This window comes from Synechococcus sp. PCC 7502, from assembly GCF_000317085.1.
Lineage (GTDB): Bacteria > Cyanobacteriota > Cyanobacteriia > Pseudanabaenales > Pseudanabaenaceae > PCC-7502.
Map to the genome: position 1 here is coordinate 1,611,792 of NC_019702.1, position 15,441 is coordinate 1,627,232.

A 15,441-nucleotide genomic window follows, 5' to 3' on the forward strand; every position below is an offset into this window, starting at 1 on the left:
CCCGACCTTAATCAAAAACCACAATAGAACTTACATACCCAAACTTATAAAGTACTGAATAAAGTACTGATAGAAGGGAAAAATCTAGATTTCTTCAATTTCCTCTTGTCTTTGTCTGATTTTTTTAGGTTCTTCTGCCCACACATCCTTAACGTCATCTTCAACATCGTCTTCGTAGGGGTCTAGGTTTTGGGGCTTAGGTTGAATGTTTGCAGAGCGTCTGGGCTGTTGCGGGATGGAACGACTTTGGCGATTACTCCAGTTATCATCTTCGTCATAGTCATCATAGTCTTCGTCTATACTCTGGCGAATATCACTTTGACGCACATCTGGGCGGACATCTCGCACTGGCTGTACTCTAGATTGGCGACGCGCAGGCTGCACGGGAGTTCTTTCATCTGCCCAATTATCGTCATCATCCCAAGCTTCTTCCCGTCTATATACAGGTCTTTCTGGCGATCGCTGTGGTCTATACACATTGCCACCCCTTAGTCCACTACCGAGGGCATTACCCGATACCGAAGCTGGGGGTAAATACTCATCTTCAAACTCCTGTTCCCAAGGTGGCTTACCTAAACCTAGTCGCTCTAGTACCCCTTTGGTTAATTGAGTCAATCGCTCTTCCATGCCTTCAGTAACAATAATGCGATCGCGACCTACGGCAATAATTTCATTGACATCCAGTTCGTAGGTACTAACTAAAACCGCAGGAATCAGGGGATTACCCATAGCGGAAAGAATTAAATAAAATAAATCACCCGTAGCTGGATCAAATTTAAAGTCTCTAACTTTACCCAGTAGTTCGCCCGACTCAGTAACGACTTCATTACCCATGAGATTTGTATAGCGATCGCTAGCAACTAAGTCTTCGAGTACATCTTCATCATCGACAAGGATGGCGTCTTCTCCCAACAGAGATACTCTCTCTAAGGACATATAAAAATCTTCACCAATTCCAATGGCAGTACCAGGTAAAAATCTTTCAGCTACGCTTAACCCCATTACTCTTCTTTGATCAACATCCAGCCAAATTTGCGTGACGATACCTAATCGTTTTGCTGAGGATTTACTGATAACTTGAGTGCCAAGAATTGCAGCGCGTTGAAGGATTGAATCAGATGTGATCATATCTTTTAATAAATCTAGAGATTTCCCAGTCAAAGGAATCAAAGGAATAGATAGATTTTAGCAGAGACCATAAAGATCAATTTTGAATTTGGGATAAATCGTGATGTTAAGACTATGCTACATGATTAAGATTTGTAAAGATTTAATTAATTTCTCTCCTAATAAACACACTAGAAGTTACCCACTCAAATTTATAAAGTGCTGATAAACGGGAGTTTGAGGCTCAGTCCCCCCACCCCCGATACTATAATCCTTACAATGGGAAAGGAGAAATGCTACTCAAGGACAGGCGCAGTTTTAGGAGTTGCTAAATTGAGTCCGACCGTAGGATTTGAGGCTTTAGCCAAACTAGGCAAGGCATTACGCAGAGTAGCAACTAGACTTTGGGAAGTAGAATCATAAACTTGAGTAATCAGCTTGGGATATAAACCAATGCCAATAATTGGGATGAGCAAGCAGGCAATAATAAATACTTCACGAGGTTCAGCATCCACCAGTTCCTCATGGCTAGTTAGCTCTTTATTCTCGACTCCATAGAATATTTCCCGCAGCATAGATAGTAAATAAACGGGAGTAAGGATCACACCGACTGCTGCTAAAATGACTGTAACAAGCTTAAAAGTATCGCTGTAGGCATCACTGGTGGCAAAACCAACGAATACCATGACTTCGGCGACAAAACCACTCATCCCCGGCAATGCTAAAGAAGCAAGGGAGCAAGCTGTAAACATGGCAAAAATTTTCGGCATTTTCTGTCCAACTCCACCCATTTCATCCAAAATCAGGGTGTGGGTGCGATCGTAGGTAGCTCCAACTAAAAAGAATAAACTGGCACCAATTAAGCCGTGGGAGATCATCTGTAAAATTGCACCACTAGTCCCAAGGTTAGTAAATGATGCGATCCCAATTAACACAAACCCCATGTGGGAAATAGAGGAGTAGGCAATTTTGCGCTTTAGGCTGCGTTGGGCAAAGGAAGTAAGGGCAGCATAGATAATATTAACAATACCTAAAATCACTAAAATTGGGGCAAAGTAGGCATGGGCATCGGGCAGCATTCCCGCATTCATCCGCAGTAGAGCATAGCCACCCATTTTGAGTAAGATTCCTGCTAGTAACATGTGGACAGGGGCAGTCGCTTCGCCGTGGGCATCGGGTAACCAAGTATGGAGCGGAAATATAGGTAGCTTCACCCCGTAGGCAATTAAAAATCCACCGTATGCCAATAGTTGGAAAGTTAGAGGATAGTCTTTAATGGCGAGCGATCGCATGTCAAAGGTGACATTATCGCCATAAAATGCCATTGCTAGGGCAGCCAAGAGAATAAATAGGGAACCGCCCGCTGTATAGAGAATAAACTTAGTGGCGGCATACAAGCGTTTCTTTCCACCCCAAATCGAAAGCAATAAATAAACAGGAATTAGTTCTAGCTCCCACATAAAGAAAAATAGGAGCATATCCTGCACAGCGAATACACCAATTTGTCCGCCGTACATTGCCAACATTAAAAAATAAAATAACCTCGGCTTTAGGGTAACGGGCCAAGATGCCAAAATCGCCAAAGTGGAAATAAAACCTGTAAGCAAGATCAAGGGCATAGATAGCCCATCAGCTCCCACTGACCAATTTAGACCTAATTGCGGTACCCAAGTGTAGCTTTCGACTAGTTGTAGGTCGGGTTTAGCAAAATCATAACCAGTGCAGAAGGCATAGACTATGGCGGTGAAGTTAATTAATCCCACAACTAGGGCATACCATCGAATCTTTTTACCATCCCCCTGATCTGGAATAAAAGGAATCAGCAGAGCCATAATCACTGGGAATAGAATGATAAAGGTAAGCCAAGGAAAATTTTGAAGATCGAGCATGGTTGGTTTCAATAGCTAAGGAGATGATTAACCTATGATTTTTCTAGTGTTTTTCTAGACTTTATTTTTTAGAATAGTTTAACTTGAAGTATCTAAGTAATTCTGAGATCGCCATAGGCTAAGACCACTATAAACTCTATCTTGTGACGACTAAAGACAAAAATATGGTTCTTAACAAAAAAATCAATTTCTCTCGACGGTTCAAAATGTAAACCTATAACTAGTTACTACTCGTGCTTAGTGGTTTAATTCTTCTTAGTACTACCAATAAACCCAATGAACGTACATTCTTGCCCAGTCTGCCAATCTCCAAACTTTACGGATAAGTGGGTTACAAAAAACTACAAACTTCTAAAATGCCTAGAATGTCATACCTGTTGGGATGCTAGCCCAGATATTACAGGTATCTATGGTGAAAACTACTACAGGAGCGCATCTCTCAAGGGTGGATATAGTAACTATCTTGATGGAATGATTCTAAATAGTAAAACCTTTACCTATCGTTTAAATCTAGCTCAAGCCAAACTAGGGAATAAGGGGAAATTACTTGATGTCGGTTGTGCCCTCGGAGATTGCCTCATTCAAGCTAAAAATCTAGGATGGACGGATGTGGTGGGAATTGATGTTTCTCAGTTTGCAGTTGATTTTGCCCAAAAACGAGGACTATCAATATTGGAAGGGGATTTAACTAATCATCCATTTACGGCAAATAGTTTTGATCTGATTCTGCTCCAAGATGTGATCGAGCATATTGCCAATCCGATCGCCCACCTCCAAAATGCCTATCACTTATTAAAACCAGGTGGTCAGATATTGCTTATAACGCCTGATCTACATGGACTACTGACAAAGATATTAGGAGCTATGTGGTATCACTATAAACCCAATGAGCATCTAACTTATTTTTCCCAATCTAATATGAAGTTAGCATTAGAGAAAAGTGGCTTTGTTAATATTCAATCAAAACCTACAGTTAGTTATATGAGTATCGGCTATGTGTGCGATCGCCTGCGTTTTTATCAACCTATTTTATTTTCCCAAGTATTAAAAACTCTAAAAATTCTAAAAATTACAGATATGGTTTTACCATTTAATATTGGTGAATTTGAAGCATGGGGACAGAAGCCAAACTAAGATTATGTTGAGGATTATTTCCAATACTTTCCCAGCACTCCATAGTCAAAAAACATGGATATAGAAGCTAGACCCGTTAAGTCTACATTAGCAAATATAAATGTTAGGAATACTAAAGAATAGGCATATTGCTTGAGCAATGAACTTGCTATGATTGAGATCGCTATAGTATTGACTGTGTAAACAGCAAAGGAGAGTCGAGGTTGAATGTTACCTATGCTAAATAACTTGGTCTGAGGAGCTACAAAAATCATAGACAAGATAAATAATGCGCTTGTTAGTAAGGCGATCATTAGGAATAGTTTATTTTTATCTACTTGATCAAAAGAACTAATTTCGTAGTAATCATTTTCACCTATTTTCGTCTGCTTTCGCTTTATAAATAGGTGAATAATGTATAAAAATAGGGCAATAAAACCGACAATAAAACTGCCATAAATATATGCTTGTATGCCTCTTATTATAAAATTTAACCCAGAACTAATATCCAAACTACCTAGAATTTTGATCCACGATTCAAGATTATAAACTAAAATTCTAGAGCCATTACTTAAGCTATTAATATCGCCTACTGTGCCTAAAATTTTGTCTAACCAGATATTTCGCCAAGCATATCCTAATAAAAATTGCAGAAAAATAATTAAGAAAGCAATCAGTCTTTTTTTATAAATAAAAAGTGGGATAAAACAAGCTAAGGTGAGAGGATAGGTTTCATAAAACAGGCTACCTGAAGCGATTATTAAGATAAATAAAGCAGTTTTGTAATAGTTAAAACTATTTAATATTTCTAAAGTTGCCCAAATTGTAATTGAGGCAAAGGCATATGAAGCAACATGAGGCGAAGGTTGTCCTACAAAGTAGGTAAATCCAAAACTAGTGGCACAACAAAGCATCGAAATTCTTGCTACCTTTGAAGATAAATTAAGATTAATACAAGTCTTGTAAAGAGCAACACAAGCAAATAGCCATAACCAAAGATTAATTGTAAAACTGGCAATCCATCTATTATTTCCTATTCCGATTAAAGAACTAATATAGCCATAGAAAAAACGTTGTAATAAAACTGAAAATGTTGGCTTGTAATCTGGTTCAGTAAATATTTTTTCTGAAGCAATAAAATGTCGCATATCACAGCTTACAGCGATCTTAGAATCAGCGTATGGACATTCCCATGTTGTATTGTTATCAACGGTTATTAAAAAGTCAGAAGTGCGATGATTGATGACTCTAAACCCATATGTATAGGGTGAATTTAGGGAAATATGAGTACAAGCATTAAATAAAACTATTAAAACTGTAATTAAAAAAAGTCTAATTTCTTTTCTTTCTCTAAAATAATTTACTAAGTTACTAAATGCGATTGCAATTAACATCAAATATATCCACCAATTCAGACCTTCCAAATTTCGAGAAATTGTGGCTGGCAAACGTAAAGTTAGTATAAATCCTAAAAAAAATATTGTATACGAAAATTTTTGTTGATTAGTTAGATCAAATCGATAATTAGTTGCAGTTTTAGCAAAATAGTATGAAATTCCTAAAAACACAAATGTGGGTAATGTATTTAAAAATCCAACGGATTGGGAAATAAATACTGAAGTCCAGATACATTGAAGTGCTGTACTTAGGGTTATTATGACTAGATCACCTAAAAAAGATATCCAATTAAACCGTTTATCCTCTTCTTGAAAATCTCGAAAGTTCAAGAAATTTATTAACAGTGTTGTTTTTTGTTTTAGGAACATAAACTTCATATCTGCCTTTACAAATTTCAATTAGATTTATTTTCTTCTTTTGTAATTTGCCAACTCAGTAAAACCACTGGTAGCAATCCGACTAATACGATCGCGATCGCAGGGGCAGCAGCCTCAATTAATCTTTCATCGGAGGCATATTGATAAACTCGCACAGCTAAAGTGTCAAAGTTAAAGGGGCGGATTACTAAGGTAGCGGGTAGTTCTTTCATCACATCCACAAAAACTAACATAATCGCCGTAATTAGCCCACCCGATATAATGGGAGTATGAACTCTTAGCAAAGTGTCAGTGGAATTAGAGCCTAGACTATGGGCGGCATCATCAAGGTGGGGTTTGATTTTTCCCAAACTAGCTTCGACCGTATTAAATGAAACTGCCAAAAACCTGACTAAATAAGCAAAAATCAAGGCGGCGATCGTGCCACTAATTAATAAGCCCGTGGAAACTTGGAAATATTGACGCATCCAGCTATCAATGGCATTATCCACTGTACCCATAGATACTAAAATTCCCACCGCAATGACTGAGCCGGGGATCGCATAGCCCATAGCTGCTACTCGCACAGGAAAACCAATGAGCCAATTGTGAGGGTTTAATCTTTTCCCATAGGCGAGGATCACTGCTAGCACAACACCTAAAGCGGCGGTAATGACCGCTAGGACTATACTATTTGTGAAAACCTGCCAAAAACTTTCATTTATTATCGTACTGCCCGCAGTGAGGGTCATCTTTAGTAATAGCCCCACGGGTAATAGAAACCCAAACACAATAGGAATTAAACAAATCAATATGGCGATCACTGCTCTGAATCCCGAAAGTTGATATTTACTTTTAGAAATATTTCCAGATCGATTCACGGAAAAATATCGTGCCCGTCGGCGTGAGTATAGCTCTACGAAAATTAAGCCCAAAATAAATAGCATTAATACCGTTGCCAATTGGGATGCCGCATTTTTATCTCCTAGACCAAACCAAGTTCGATATATCCCCGTGGTAAAAGTCTGCACCCCAAAAAATTCAACTGTACCAAAATCGTTAAGGGTTTCCATTAATGCCAGTGCCAATCCCGCCATCACCGCAGGACGAGCTAAGGGTAGTCCAACCCGCCAGAAACTCTGCCAAGGATTACAGCCTAAACTGCGGCTAGCTTCTAAACTACAGGCTGACTGTTCTAAAAATGCCGCCCGTACGATCAGATAAACATAGGGATATAACACCAAAACCAAAAGGATAATTGCCCCCGCCAGCGATCGCACATTGGGAAACCAGTAATCCGAAGCACTTTCCCAACCAAATATCTGCCTTAATCCACCTTGGACGGGACCATAGTATGCCAAAAATTCAGTATAAACATATGCCAATAGATAGGCAGGAGCAGCCAAAGGTAATAGTAGTAAAACTTCTAGCCAGCGATCACCCCAAAATCGACACATTGTCACTAGCCATGCTGTACTCACCCCCAAGCCTAAAACGCCTACCCCCACGCCCAGCATTAATACCAAGGAATTGGTAATGTATAGCGGCAAAACCGTAGAGACAAGATGTTGCCATATTTCCACAGAGTTACTTGAGCCAGCCCCAATCACGCAAATAATCGGGATAAGAACTAAACCACTTACACATATCACCGTAAAAGCCCAGGGATTAATCTGGCTAATTATTCGACGAATTATCAAACGGATCAAGTCTTGAGGATTCCAGCTTGGCGAAATTGACATTAGTAAATCATAGTGAGAATTAATTGCAAAAGCTATTGTAATATGGTGAAGCTAGCTCAAATTATTAATTAAGTAAAATATCTGCGTTTTCATGACCTCAGTCCCCATTTTCCAGCCAATTTTAAGATTAGAAAGCCTCTCAAAATCCTTTAATCAAAATTTGGTGGTAGATGGTATTTCCCTAACCTTAAATCTGGGTGATATTTTAAGTATTTTAGGTCCATCGGGCTGTGGTAAAACCACTCTACTGCGTCTAATAGCTGGATTTGAACAACCCCAAACTGGCAATATTTACATTAGCGATCGCCTAGTTGCAAGTAATAATTATTTAATGTCACCTGAACTGAGAAATGTGGGTATGGTCTTCCAAGATTATGCTCTGTTCCCCCATTTGACTGTGCATGAGAATATTGCCTTTGGTTTGCGTCGCCATCCCCATAAACAAAAACGCATTCAACAGGTATTAGAAATGGTGCGCCTTGAAGGTTTAGGTCGCCGCTATCCCGATCAATTATCTGGGGGACAACAACAACGAGTAGCCTTAGCCAGAGCGATCGCTCCCAATCCAGCTTTAATTTTGCTAGATGAACCCTTAAGTAATTTAGATGCCCAAACTCGGTTACGTCTGCGTCAGGAATTACGAGATATTCTCAAAACTGCTGGTATATCCACAATTATTGTTACCCATGATCAAGAAGAGGCAATGGCAATTTCCGATCAGGTGGCGGTGATAAAAAATGGCAGACTAGAACAATTGGATAGTCCTGAACGCATTTATCAAGAACCAGCTTCCAGATTTGTCGCCGAATTTGTGACCCAAGCGAATTTTCTCTCCGCCCAGCGTCACGGTGATATTTGGAAAACAGAAATCGGTACCTTTGCCATCGCTGCACAAAATGATCAAAATCAAGAGTCCCCAAATCCATATCAAGACGGGGTAATTATGATTCGCCAAGAGGATATAGTCCTAGAAGAAGTTTTAGCAGAAATGCCATCATCCAACCATTTAACTATTCGCGATCGCCTATTTGTGGGACGAGAATTAATTTACTGTGTGCGAACTGCTTCAGGACAGGATATTTTTGCCCGCAGTTCTAAACATATTCCCATTGGGGCTAGGGTCAAGTTATCAGTGCGATCGCAGGGTTTGAAAACCTTTGCATATTCTTAAGGGCACCTCTGCTCATAATTGCTTTTTAAGTAAAAAAATAGGGCGGAAAGTACTGAACACTCGTTGTTCATTTTCAGAAAATTTGACATTTGAGGGTTGCGCTTAAGCACTAGTGGGCTTGCTTCACTCCGATCAACCTCCACAAGCTCCACAACCTCCACAACCTCCACCACCGCAGCCACTATCACCAGAATCACCAGAACTATGTCCACTAGAATCGCCCCATCCACTATTCCACCCTCCACAGCTAGGAGAGCCACAACCACTGCCACCAAAAACTCCGATGGTAGGACGAAATGAAAGATTTTTCATAAGACTTCCTATTCCTAAAAGAAATTGAATAAATCCAAATGCTGTTGCAATACAAAAAACGACGATTAAAGCCCCTGCCAATGGGTTGATATTATTTTCAGAATTGCTTATGTAAAAAACACTTAATATCAAAGTAAAAAGAATAGCAATACTAATGGTTACCTTTTTTTGAACTTGCAACTTTGACAAGATCCAATTCTGTTGAGTGTTAATTCGTACAAAATATAAATCGCGTCCAAATCGATCTTTGGGTGCTGACCAAATCTCTGCTGGAGGTTTTACTCCAAAAAATCGTTCGTAGCTCTCCAGAGTTCTACTGTACCAATCATCAAATTTTTGATTTTCTGCCTCTCCGCCAAGAGTTGGATCATGATGCAACGATGTTTGCAAAACCTGCGAACAGAACTCTTCCCAATACGATCGCGTATAGGTCAAGTGTAGATGCCAAACTTGGTCTACTTGGTCTGAAGGCGTAACTGGATGCCCCGATGCTATAGCCAAAAAAGCAAACTTCTTGTACTCCTCAATAGCCTGCCGAGCATACTGTAATGACCAACCATTATCCCTTGCAAGTCTTTTGCTAAAGGACAACTGAACATCTGGTTTATCTAATGAAAATGCTTGAATTCGCTCATACAACTTTGTTTCCTCAGCATTCATCATTTGAACACCCGTGTTAGCCAACCCTTCAGAGTTCACCATCTTTTTCATTTAACTTGAAGAAACTTTACTCTGAATTTTACACTGCCTTCAACCTTCGTTAAATGCTTACTCTAAAGTCAAATAAATCGACAACTCAAGCCGAATAACTTGCAATTAATTTGAATTTTGCTAAACTTATTAATAATAATTATCATTTAGAGACGATTTTGATGAACAAAATTTCACGGCGTGTTCTCCTTGGACTTCTTCCTCTGGGGGCATTTGCTCTGACTACCAGTAGCTATTTTTATGGTTCCCAAGATTCTTTGGCACAGAATACTACAGGGGTTTTAAACCTCTATTCCGCCCGACACTATGACACAGACAATAGTATTTATCAGTCATTTACGCAAAAAACAGGAATCAAGATCAATTTAGTCGAGGCTGATGCCGCCAAATTAATTGAGCGCATTAAAAGTGAGGGGGCAAATAGTCCCGCCGATGTGATTTTAACTGTAGATGCAGGTAATCTCTATCGAGCGCAGGAATCGGGTATTCTCCAACCTATTCGCTCACGGTTACTTGAGACCAGAATCCCTGCCAATTTACGAGAGCCTTCAGGTTATTGGTTTGGCTTAACTAAACGAGCTAGGGTAATTGTTTACAATAAAAGCAAGGTCAATCCATCCAAACTCAGCACCTACGAGGACTTAGGATCACCAAAATGGCGTGGTAAAATCATTGTGCGCTCCTCCAATAATATCTATAACCAGTCTTTAGTCGCATCACTGGTGGCAAGTATAGGTGCAAAAAATACGGAAACTTGGGTTAAAGGGTTTGTTAGCAATTTTGCCCGTCCACCTGAAGGTAATGACACTGCCCAAATTCAGGCTGTAGCATCAGGAGTTGCGGATTTGGCACTTGTAAATACTTACTATGTAATCCGTTTAGCAAAGTCCAATAAGCCCGATGATCAAGAAGTAGCCTCAAAGATTGGGATATTCTTTCCTAACCAAAACAATCGGGGTACCCACATTAATGTTAGTGGGGCGGGAGTTGCCAAAAATGCACCGAATCGCTTAGCAGCCATTAAATTTATTGAGCATTTAACTGAATATCAATCTCAACAAATATTTGCTTTAAGTAATAACGAATATCCTGTTCTGCGTGGAGTTCCCATTGAGCCAATTTTAGGAGGATACGGACAATTCAAAGAAGATGAAATTAATGCTTCGGAGTTGGGGAAAAATAATCGTACTGCCCTACAAATCATGGATCGAGCAGGTTGGCGTTAGTATTGTTGGGATAGAGTGGGATAGAAAAGCAAAGAGGGGAGAGTATATTTCCCTTAACTAAGTTCTACCATAATCCTACACTTTGACAGTACTTGACAGTAATAGAATTGTTCGAGATAATCGAACTATCGAACAAAATAAAAACTGTATGACGGAATTAATAGAAACGGCAAATGTGGTCATAGAGATTAGCGATCGCACCTTTGAACAGGAAGTAATCCAGAGCGATTTGCCTGTGATCGTAGATTTTTGGGCTAGTTGGTGTGGTCCTTGTAAAATTATTGCCCCAATTTTGACCGATATTGCCCAAGAGTATAGTGGCAGTGTTAAGGTGGTTAAACTGAATGTTGATGATAATTCAGAAACTCCCAGTCAATACGGTATTCGCAGCATTCCAACTTTAATCATTTTCAAAGATGGGAAAAAAGTTGAGTCCCTCGTGGGAGCTTTACCAAAGACGAGTATTATCAAAGCAATACAGAGTGTATTAGACAAGATTTAAGATTGAACTGCAGAATCAACTTGAAATTTACGAGTTAAATCGGATTTATCTCTAATTCACCTAAGTACATATCAACTCTATACCTAAATTCCGACCTGAATTATGAGTACGCCAAACCTATTTACCCCGATTAAACTTGGTAATCTTGAACTTGCCAACCGTATAGTCATGGCACCACTTACCCGTGGACGGGCGGATGTACGGGAAATTCCCAATGCCTTGATGCAGGAGTACTATACCCAACGAGCAAGTGCAGGGCTGATTATTTCCGAGGCTACTCATATTTCCCCCCAAGGTAGAGGCTGGTTTGGTGCACCCGGTATTTATTCGGAGGCGCAAATTCAAGCTTGGCAGCTAATTACGCAGGCAGTACATCAAAAAGGTGGGAAATTTTACTTGCAACTTTGGCACATGGGTCGAGCCTCTCATCCCGATTTTCAACCTAATGGGGAACTGCCCGTGTCTGCTTCAGCGATCGCCATTAGAGGAGAAGTTTCAACTCCTTCTGGGAAGAAACCCCATGTTGCGCCCCGTGCCTTAGAAATTGCTGAAATTCCCCAAATTGTTCAAGATTATGTGGTTGCTGCTAAAAATGCGATCGCTGCGGGTTTTGATGGCGTAGAAATTCATGGAGCTAATGGTTATTTAATCGATCAGTTTTTACGGGATGGCTCTAATCAACGCACCGACGACTATGGGGGTAGTATCGAGAATCGTGCCAGGTTTCTATTGGAAGTTACGGGTGCTGTGGTGGATGCGATCGGTGGTGATCGAGTCGCCCTAAGACTTTCCCCAACGAATACTTACAATGATATGAGCGATCGTGATCCTGTTGCCACATTTACCTATGCTGTGGAAAAATTAAATGCCTTTGGTTTAGCATATTTACATATTTTAGAAGCTCTACCCGGACATCCTTTAGCTGCCGAAGGCACAAGAGTTTCTCCCCATTTACGCAAAATTTTTAAGGGTTTATACATGCTCAATGGTGGTTACGATCAACAAACTGGGGAAGCAGCGATCGCTAACGGTGAAGCAGACCTAATTGCCTATGGGGTACCGTTTATTGCCAATCCAGACTTAGTGGAAAGGTTCCGTCTTGGATCAGCCTTAAATCCACCCGATCAATCAACTTTTTATACCCACGGAGCAGAGGGCTATATTGACTATCCTACGCTTTCTTAAAACTTCTCAGACTTAGGGATATTTTATTAAGCCTATAATACTAACAGCCTTGAGCGGCTTTAGAAATTTGTTAAAAAGTAATGTCTCTATTCTGTTTATTATGGTGATTTTTCTTCTTTTAAGTTAGCTACAGCCTGTTTCACTGCTAAGGGATAGGTTGGTGTGTGGGACTGCGCCTATAGTCTGATTCTACTCATAAAATAGTATTAAATTTGCGCTCTCAGTCTTTGAAAAACCTATTACTGTATTCTTTTATTCGGAAGGGAGTAGGTTAAGGCAGACTATTTATGTAGGGTTATAGCGTGAAAAATTTGGCAAAATGAGTTTAATCTTAAATATCCTCTGGCTAATCTGTGGTGGTCTGATTGTTGGAATTGTTTATATGGTCGGCGGTTTGCTGCTATGTCTAACTATCATTGGCATTCCCTTTGGGTTGCAGTGCATAAAACTTGGGGCAGCAACTATGACCCCATTTGGCAAGCAGTTAGTGGAATCTCCCCATGCCTACAGCCCTTTAAGTACTGTATTTAATATTATTTGGGTCATATTTTTTGGTATTCCGATCGCTCTAGCTCATATTACCCATGCCATTCCTTTATTCATCTCGATTATTGGGATTCCCTTCGGCATACAGCACATTAAGCTAGTACCTTTGGCTCTTTTCCCCTTTGGACGAGATTTAGTATAAGTTTTAACAGTTAAAGGCTCAGATTAGGGCAAGTACTGTAATATTAGTTAATCTTCGGTAATATCTAAGCAATATTTAAGAATATTTCTGGAATAAATCTAGATATTCTTACAGCTTGTTGCAGGTTTGTTTAATACGAGGTGTAGGGGTGGAACCTCCACGTGGGGCTTCGCTCCACACCACTTTGTAGCAGTTGTATCTTCAATAGGCTGTATTGAGTACACAAGGGATTATAAGTCCTTAAACCTAAAGATAATTTGCTAAGTCTTTCTAATTAATTGGCTCTATGAGGATCAAAAGCTAAATAATGCGTACCTTACTAATCTATCCCTTATTTCCTAAAACCTTTTGGTCATACGAAAAAATACTAGAAATGGTTGATCGCAAGGTTTTACTTCCACCCTTAGGATTAGTAACTGTCGCCGCCATCCTACCGCAAACTTGGGAATTTAAGTTAGTCGATCGCAATATTCGCGAAGTCACCGAAGCTGAATGGGAATGGGCAGATATAGTGATTATGTCGGCAATGATTGTCCAAAAAGCAGATTTAATTAATCAAATAAAAGAAGCAAAACGGCGGGGTAAATTAGTAGCGATCGGTGGACCTTATCCCACATCAGTTCCACACGAAGTTCAAGATGTCGGTACAGACTTTTTAATTTTAGATGAAGGTGAAATTACCCTACCCATGTTCGTTGAGGCAGTAGAACGGGGTGAGACGTCAGGAATGTTCCGCACTAGTGAAAAGCCCGACGTTACCAGTACGCCAATTCCCCGGTTTGATTTATTAGAACTAGATGCCTACGATATGATGTCGGTGCAGTTTTCCCGTGGCTGTCCATTTCAATGCGAATTTTGTGACATTATCGTTCTCTATGGGCGCAAACCTCGAACTAAAACCCCTGCTCAGTTATTAGCAGAACTAGATTATCTCTATGATCTCGGCTGGAGAAGGGGCGTATTCATGGTCGATGACAACTTTATTGGCAACAAGCGTAATGTTAAGTTGCTATTACAGGCATTAAAAATCTGGATGGCTGAACATCAATATCCGTTCCGTTTTGATACAGAGGCATCGGTGGATTTAGCTCAAGACTCTGAACTCATGGAGCTTATGGTGGAATGTGGCTTTGCGGCAGTGTTTTTGGGTATAGAAACCCCCGATGAAGATAGTTTACAGTTAACTAAAAAGTTTCAAAATACCCGTGGCTCATTGATCGATGCCGTCCAAAGTATTATTAAAGCCGGATTACGTCCGATGGCAGGATTTATCATTGGCTTTGATGGCGAAAAATTGGGAGCAGGCGATCGCATTGTCAGATTTGCTGAATTAGCTGCTATTCCCTCTACTACCTTTGCGATGTTACAAGCATTACCCAATACTGCCCTATGGCATCGGTTACAAAAAGAAGGGAGGCTAAGGGAAAATACCGATGGGAATATTAACCAGACTACATTGATGAATTTTGTTGCAACTCGTCCTTTGGAAGATATTGCGAGGGAATATATAGAAGCATTTTGCGCTTTGTACGATCCAGTTAAATATTTAGATCGTACCTATCGTTGCTTTTTGATGATGGGTTGTGCCTCTTGGACTGCTCCTGCTAAAGCTCCAGATTTGAAAATTGTTAAAGCTTTACTAATTGTGATTTGGCGACAGGGCATAAAACGGGAAACTCGTTGGAAATTTTGGCATCATTTGTTTGACATTGCCAGAAAAAATCCTAGAGTGCTAGAACATTATTTAGCAGCCTGCGCTCATAATGAGCATTTCTTGGAATATCGCCAAATTGTGCGGGATCAAATTGAAAGCCAACTCACTGAATACTTAAAACAAGGTGCTGAAACTCCATACATTCCAATTCCTGCCCAGACCAAAATGCAGTCAAGTGCTATATCAGAACAGGCGATCGCTGGTTAATTAGACCAGTGCATTTATATAGGAGTACTAAATTTTTGAAGTACATTGTTAATTTAATATTGTAAATTTAATTGATTTGGCTTACGATGATAGAGATATATCTATAATATTGGCGGGATA

12 protein-coding genes are annotated in these 15,441 nt (G+C 39.9%); 7 read left to right on the plus strand and 5 right to left on the minus strand.

Going from position 1 to position 15,441, the window contains the following annotated elements; translation table 11 throughout:
* Window positions 1-84: 84 nt before the first annotated feature.
* Window positions 85-1,128: a PRC-barrel domain-containing protein gene (locus SYN7502_RS07960; protein WP_015168333.1), complete on the minus strand. Its 1,044-nt coding sequence runs from the start codon at window positions 1,126-1,128 to the stop codon at window positions 85-87.
* A 275-nt stretch (window positions 1,129-1,403) separates the two neighbouring features.
* Window positions 1,404-2,996: an NAD(P)H-quinone oxidoreductase subunit 4 gene (locus SYN7502_RS07965; protein ID WP_015168334.1), complete on the minus strand. Its 1,593-nt coding sequence runs from the start codon at window positions 2,994-2,996 to the stop codon at window positions 1,404-1,406.
* 276 nt (window positions 2,997-3,272) lie between these two features.
* Between SYN7502_RS07965 and SYN7502_RS07970 the strand changes: the two genes are divergently transcribed.
* Entirely contained in the window at window positions 3,273-4,130 is an 858-nt protein-coding gene (locus SYN7502_RS07970; protein ID WP_015168335.1) for a class I SAM-dependent methyltransferase, read from the plus strand.
* Between the two features lie 14 nt (window positions 4,131-4,144).
* Here SYN7502_RS07970 and SYN7502_RS07975 read toward each other — a convergent pair whose 3' ends face one another.
* Together SYN7502_RS07975 and SYN7502_RS07980 are read right to left on the minus strand one after the other, a co-directional pair.
* Window positions 4,145-5,875 carry a hypothetical protein gene (locus SYN7502_RS07975; protein ID WP_041429321.1) on the minus strand — a complete coding sequence of 577 codons (1,731 nt, stop codon included), beginning with the start codon at window positions 5,873-5,875 and terminating at the stop codon, window positions 4,145-4,147.
* 26 nt (window positions 5,876-5,901) lie between these two features.
* A complete protein-coding gene (locus SYN7502_RS07980) occupies window positions 5,902-7,605 on the minus strand; it encodes an ABC transporter permease (protein ID WP_015168337.1) in 1,704 nt (567 codons plus the stop codon).
* A 91-nt stretch (window positions 7,606-7,696) separates the two neighbouring features.
* Here SYN7502_RS07980 and SYN7502_RS07985 point away from each other — a divergent pair, with 91 nt between their 5' ends.
* A complete protein-coding gene (locus SYN7502_RS07985) occupies window positions 7,697-8,776 on the plus strand; it encodes an ABC transporter ATP-binding protein (RefSeq protein ID WP_015168338.1) in 1,080 nt (359 codons plus the stop codon).
* A 132-nt stretch (window positions 8,777-8,908) separates the two neighbouring features.
* Here SYN7502_RS07985 and SYN7502_RS07990 read toward each other — a convergent pair whose 3' ends face one another.
* Window positions 8,909-9,790: a glycine-rich domain-containing protein gene (locus SYN7502_RS07990; protein WP_015168339.1), complete on the minus strand. Its 882-nt coding sequence runs from the start codon at window positions 9,788-9,790 to the stop codon at window positions 8,909-8,911.
* A 167-nt stretch (window positions 9,791-9,957) separates the two neighbouring features.
* Between SYN7502_RS07990 and SYN7502_RS07995 the strand changes: the two genes are divergently transcribed.
* The 5 genes from SYN7502_RS07995 (at window position 9,958) to SYN7502_RS08015 (ending at window position 15,321) form a co-directional block, all read left to right on the plus strand.
* Window positions 9,958-11,025: a Fe(3+) ABC transporter substrate-binding protein gene (locus SYN7502_RS07995; RefSeq protein WP_371257816.1), complete on the plus strand. Its 1,068-nt coding sequence runs from the start codon at window positions 9,958-9,960 to the stop codon at window positions 11,023-11,025.
* A gap of 127 nt (window positions 11,026-11,152) precedes the next feature.
* Entirely contained in the window at window positions 11,153-11,527 is a 375-nt protein-coding gene (trxA, locus tag SYN7502_RS08000; protein WP_256377872.1) for a thioredoxin, read from the plus strand.
* Between the two features lie 102 nt (window positions 11,528-11,629).
* Window positions 11,630-12,712, plus strand: coding sequence for an alkene reductase (locus tag SYN7502_RS08005; RefSeq protein ID WP_015168342.1), 1,083 nt, complete (start codon window positions 11,630-11,632; stop codon window positions 12,710-12,712).
* A gap of 319 nt (window positions 12,713-13,031) precedes the next feature.
* Window positions 13,032-13,400 carry a YccF domain-containing protein gene (locus SYN7502_RS08010; RefSeq protein WP_015168343.1) on the plus strand — a complete coding sequence of 123 codons (369 nt, stop codon included), beginning with the start codon at window positions 13,032-13,034 and terminating at the stop codon, window positions 13,398-13,400.
* Window positions 13,401-13,707: 307 nt separating this feature from the next.
* Window positions 13,708-15,321, plus strand: a complete 1,614-nt coding sequence (locus SYN7502_RS08015) for a B12-binding domain-containing radical SAM protein (RefSeq protein WP_015168344.1) — start codon at window positions 13,708-13,710, stop codon at window positions 15,319-15,321.
* Window positions 15,322-15,441 lie beyond the last annotated feature (120 nt).

Excerpts from the sequence above, each read along its gene's own strand:
- SYN7502_RS07975 (WP_041429321.1), bottom strand. The coding sequence starts at position 5,875 with ATGTTCCTAAAACAAAAAACAACACTGTTAATAAATTTCTTGAACTTT.
- SYN7502_RS07960 (WP_015168333.1), bottom strand. The coding sequence starts at position 1,128 with ATGATCACATCTGATTCAATCCTTCAACGCGCTGCAATTCTTGGCACT.
- SYN7502_RS07965 (WP_015168334.1), bottom strand. The coding sequence starts at position 2,996 with ATGCTCGATCTTCAAAATTTTCCTTGGCTTACCTTTATCATTCTATTC.
- SYN7502_RS07970 (WP_015168335.1), top strand. The coding sequence starts at position 3,273 with ATGAACGTACATTCTTGCCCAGTCTGCCAATCTCCAAACTTTACGGAT.
- SYN7502_RS07980 (WP_015168337.1), bottom strand. The coding sequence starts at position 7,605 with ATGTCAATTTCGCCAAGCTGGAATCCTCAAGACTTGATCCGTTTGATA.
- SYN7502_RS07990 (WP_015168339.1), bottom strand. The coding sequence starts at position 9,790 with ATGGTGAACTCTGAAGGGTTGGCTAACACGGGTGTTCAAATGATGAAT.
- SYN7502_RS08010 (WP_015168343.1), top strand. The coding sequence starts at position 13,032 with ATGAGTTTAATCTTAAATATCCTCTGGCTAATCTGTGGTGGTCTGATT.
- SYN7502_RS08005 (WP_015168342.1), top strand. The coding sequence starts at position 11,630 with ATGAGTACGCCAAACCTATTTACCCCGATTAAACTTGGTAATCTTGAA.
- SYN7502_RS08015 (WP_015168344.1), top strand. The coding sequence starts at position 13,708 with ATGCGTACCTTACTAATCTATCCCTTATTTCCTAAAACCTTTTGGTCA.
- SYN7502_RS07985 (WP_015168338.1), top strand. The coding sequence starts at position 7,697 with ATGACCTCAGTCCCCATTTTCCAGCCAATTTTAAGATTAGAAAGCCTC.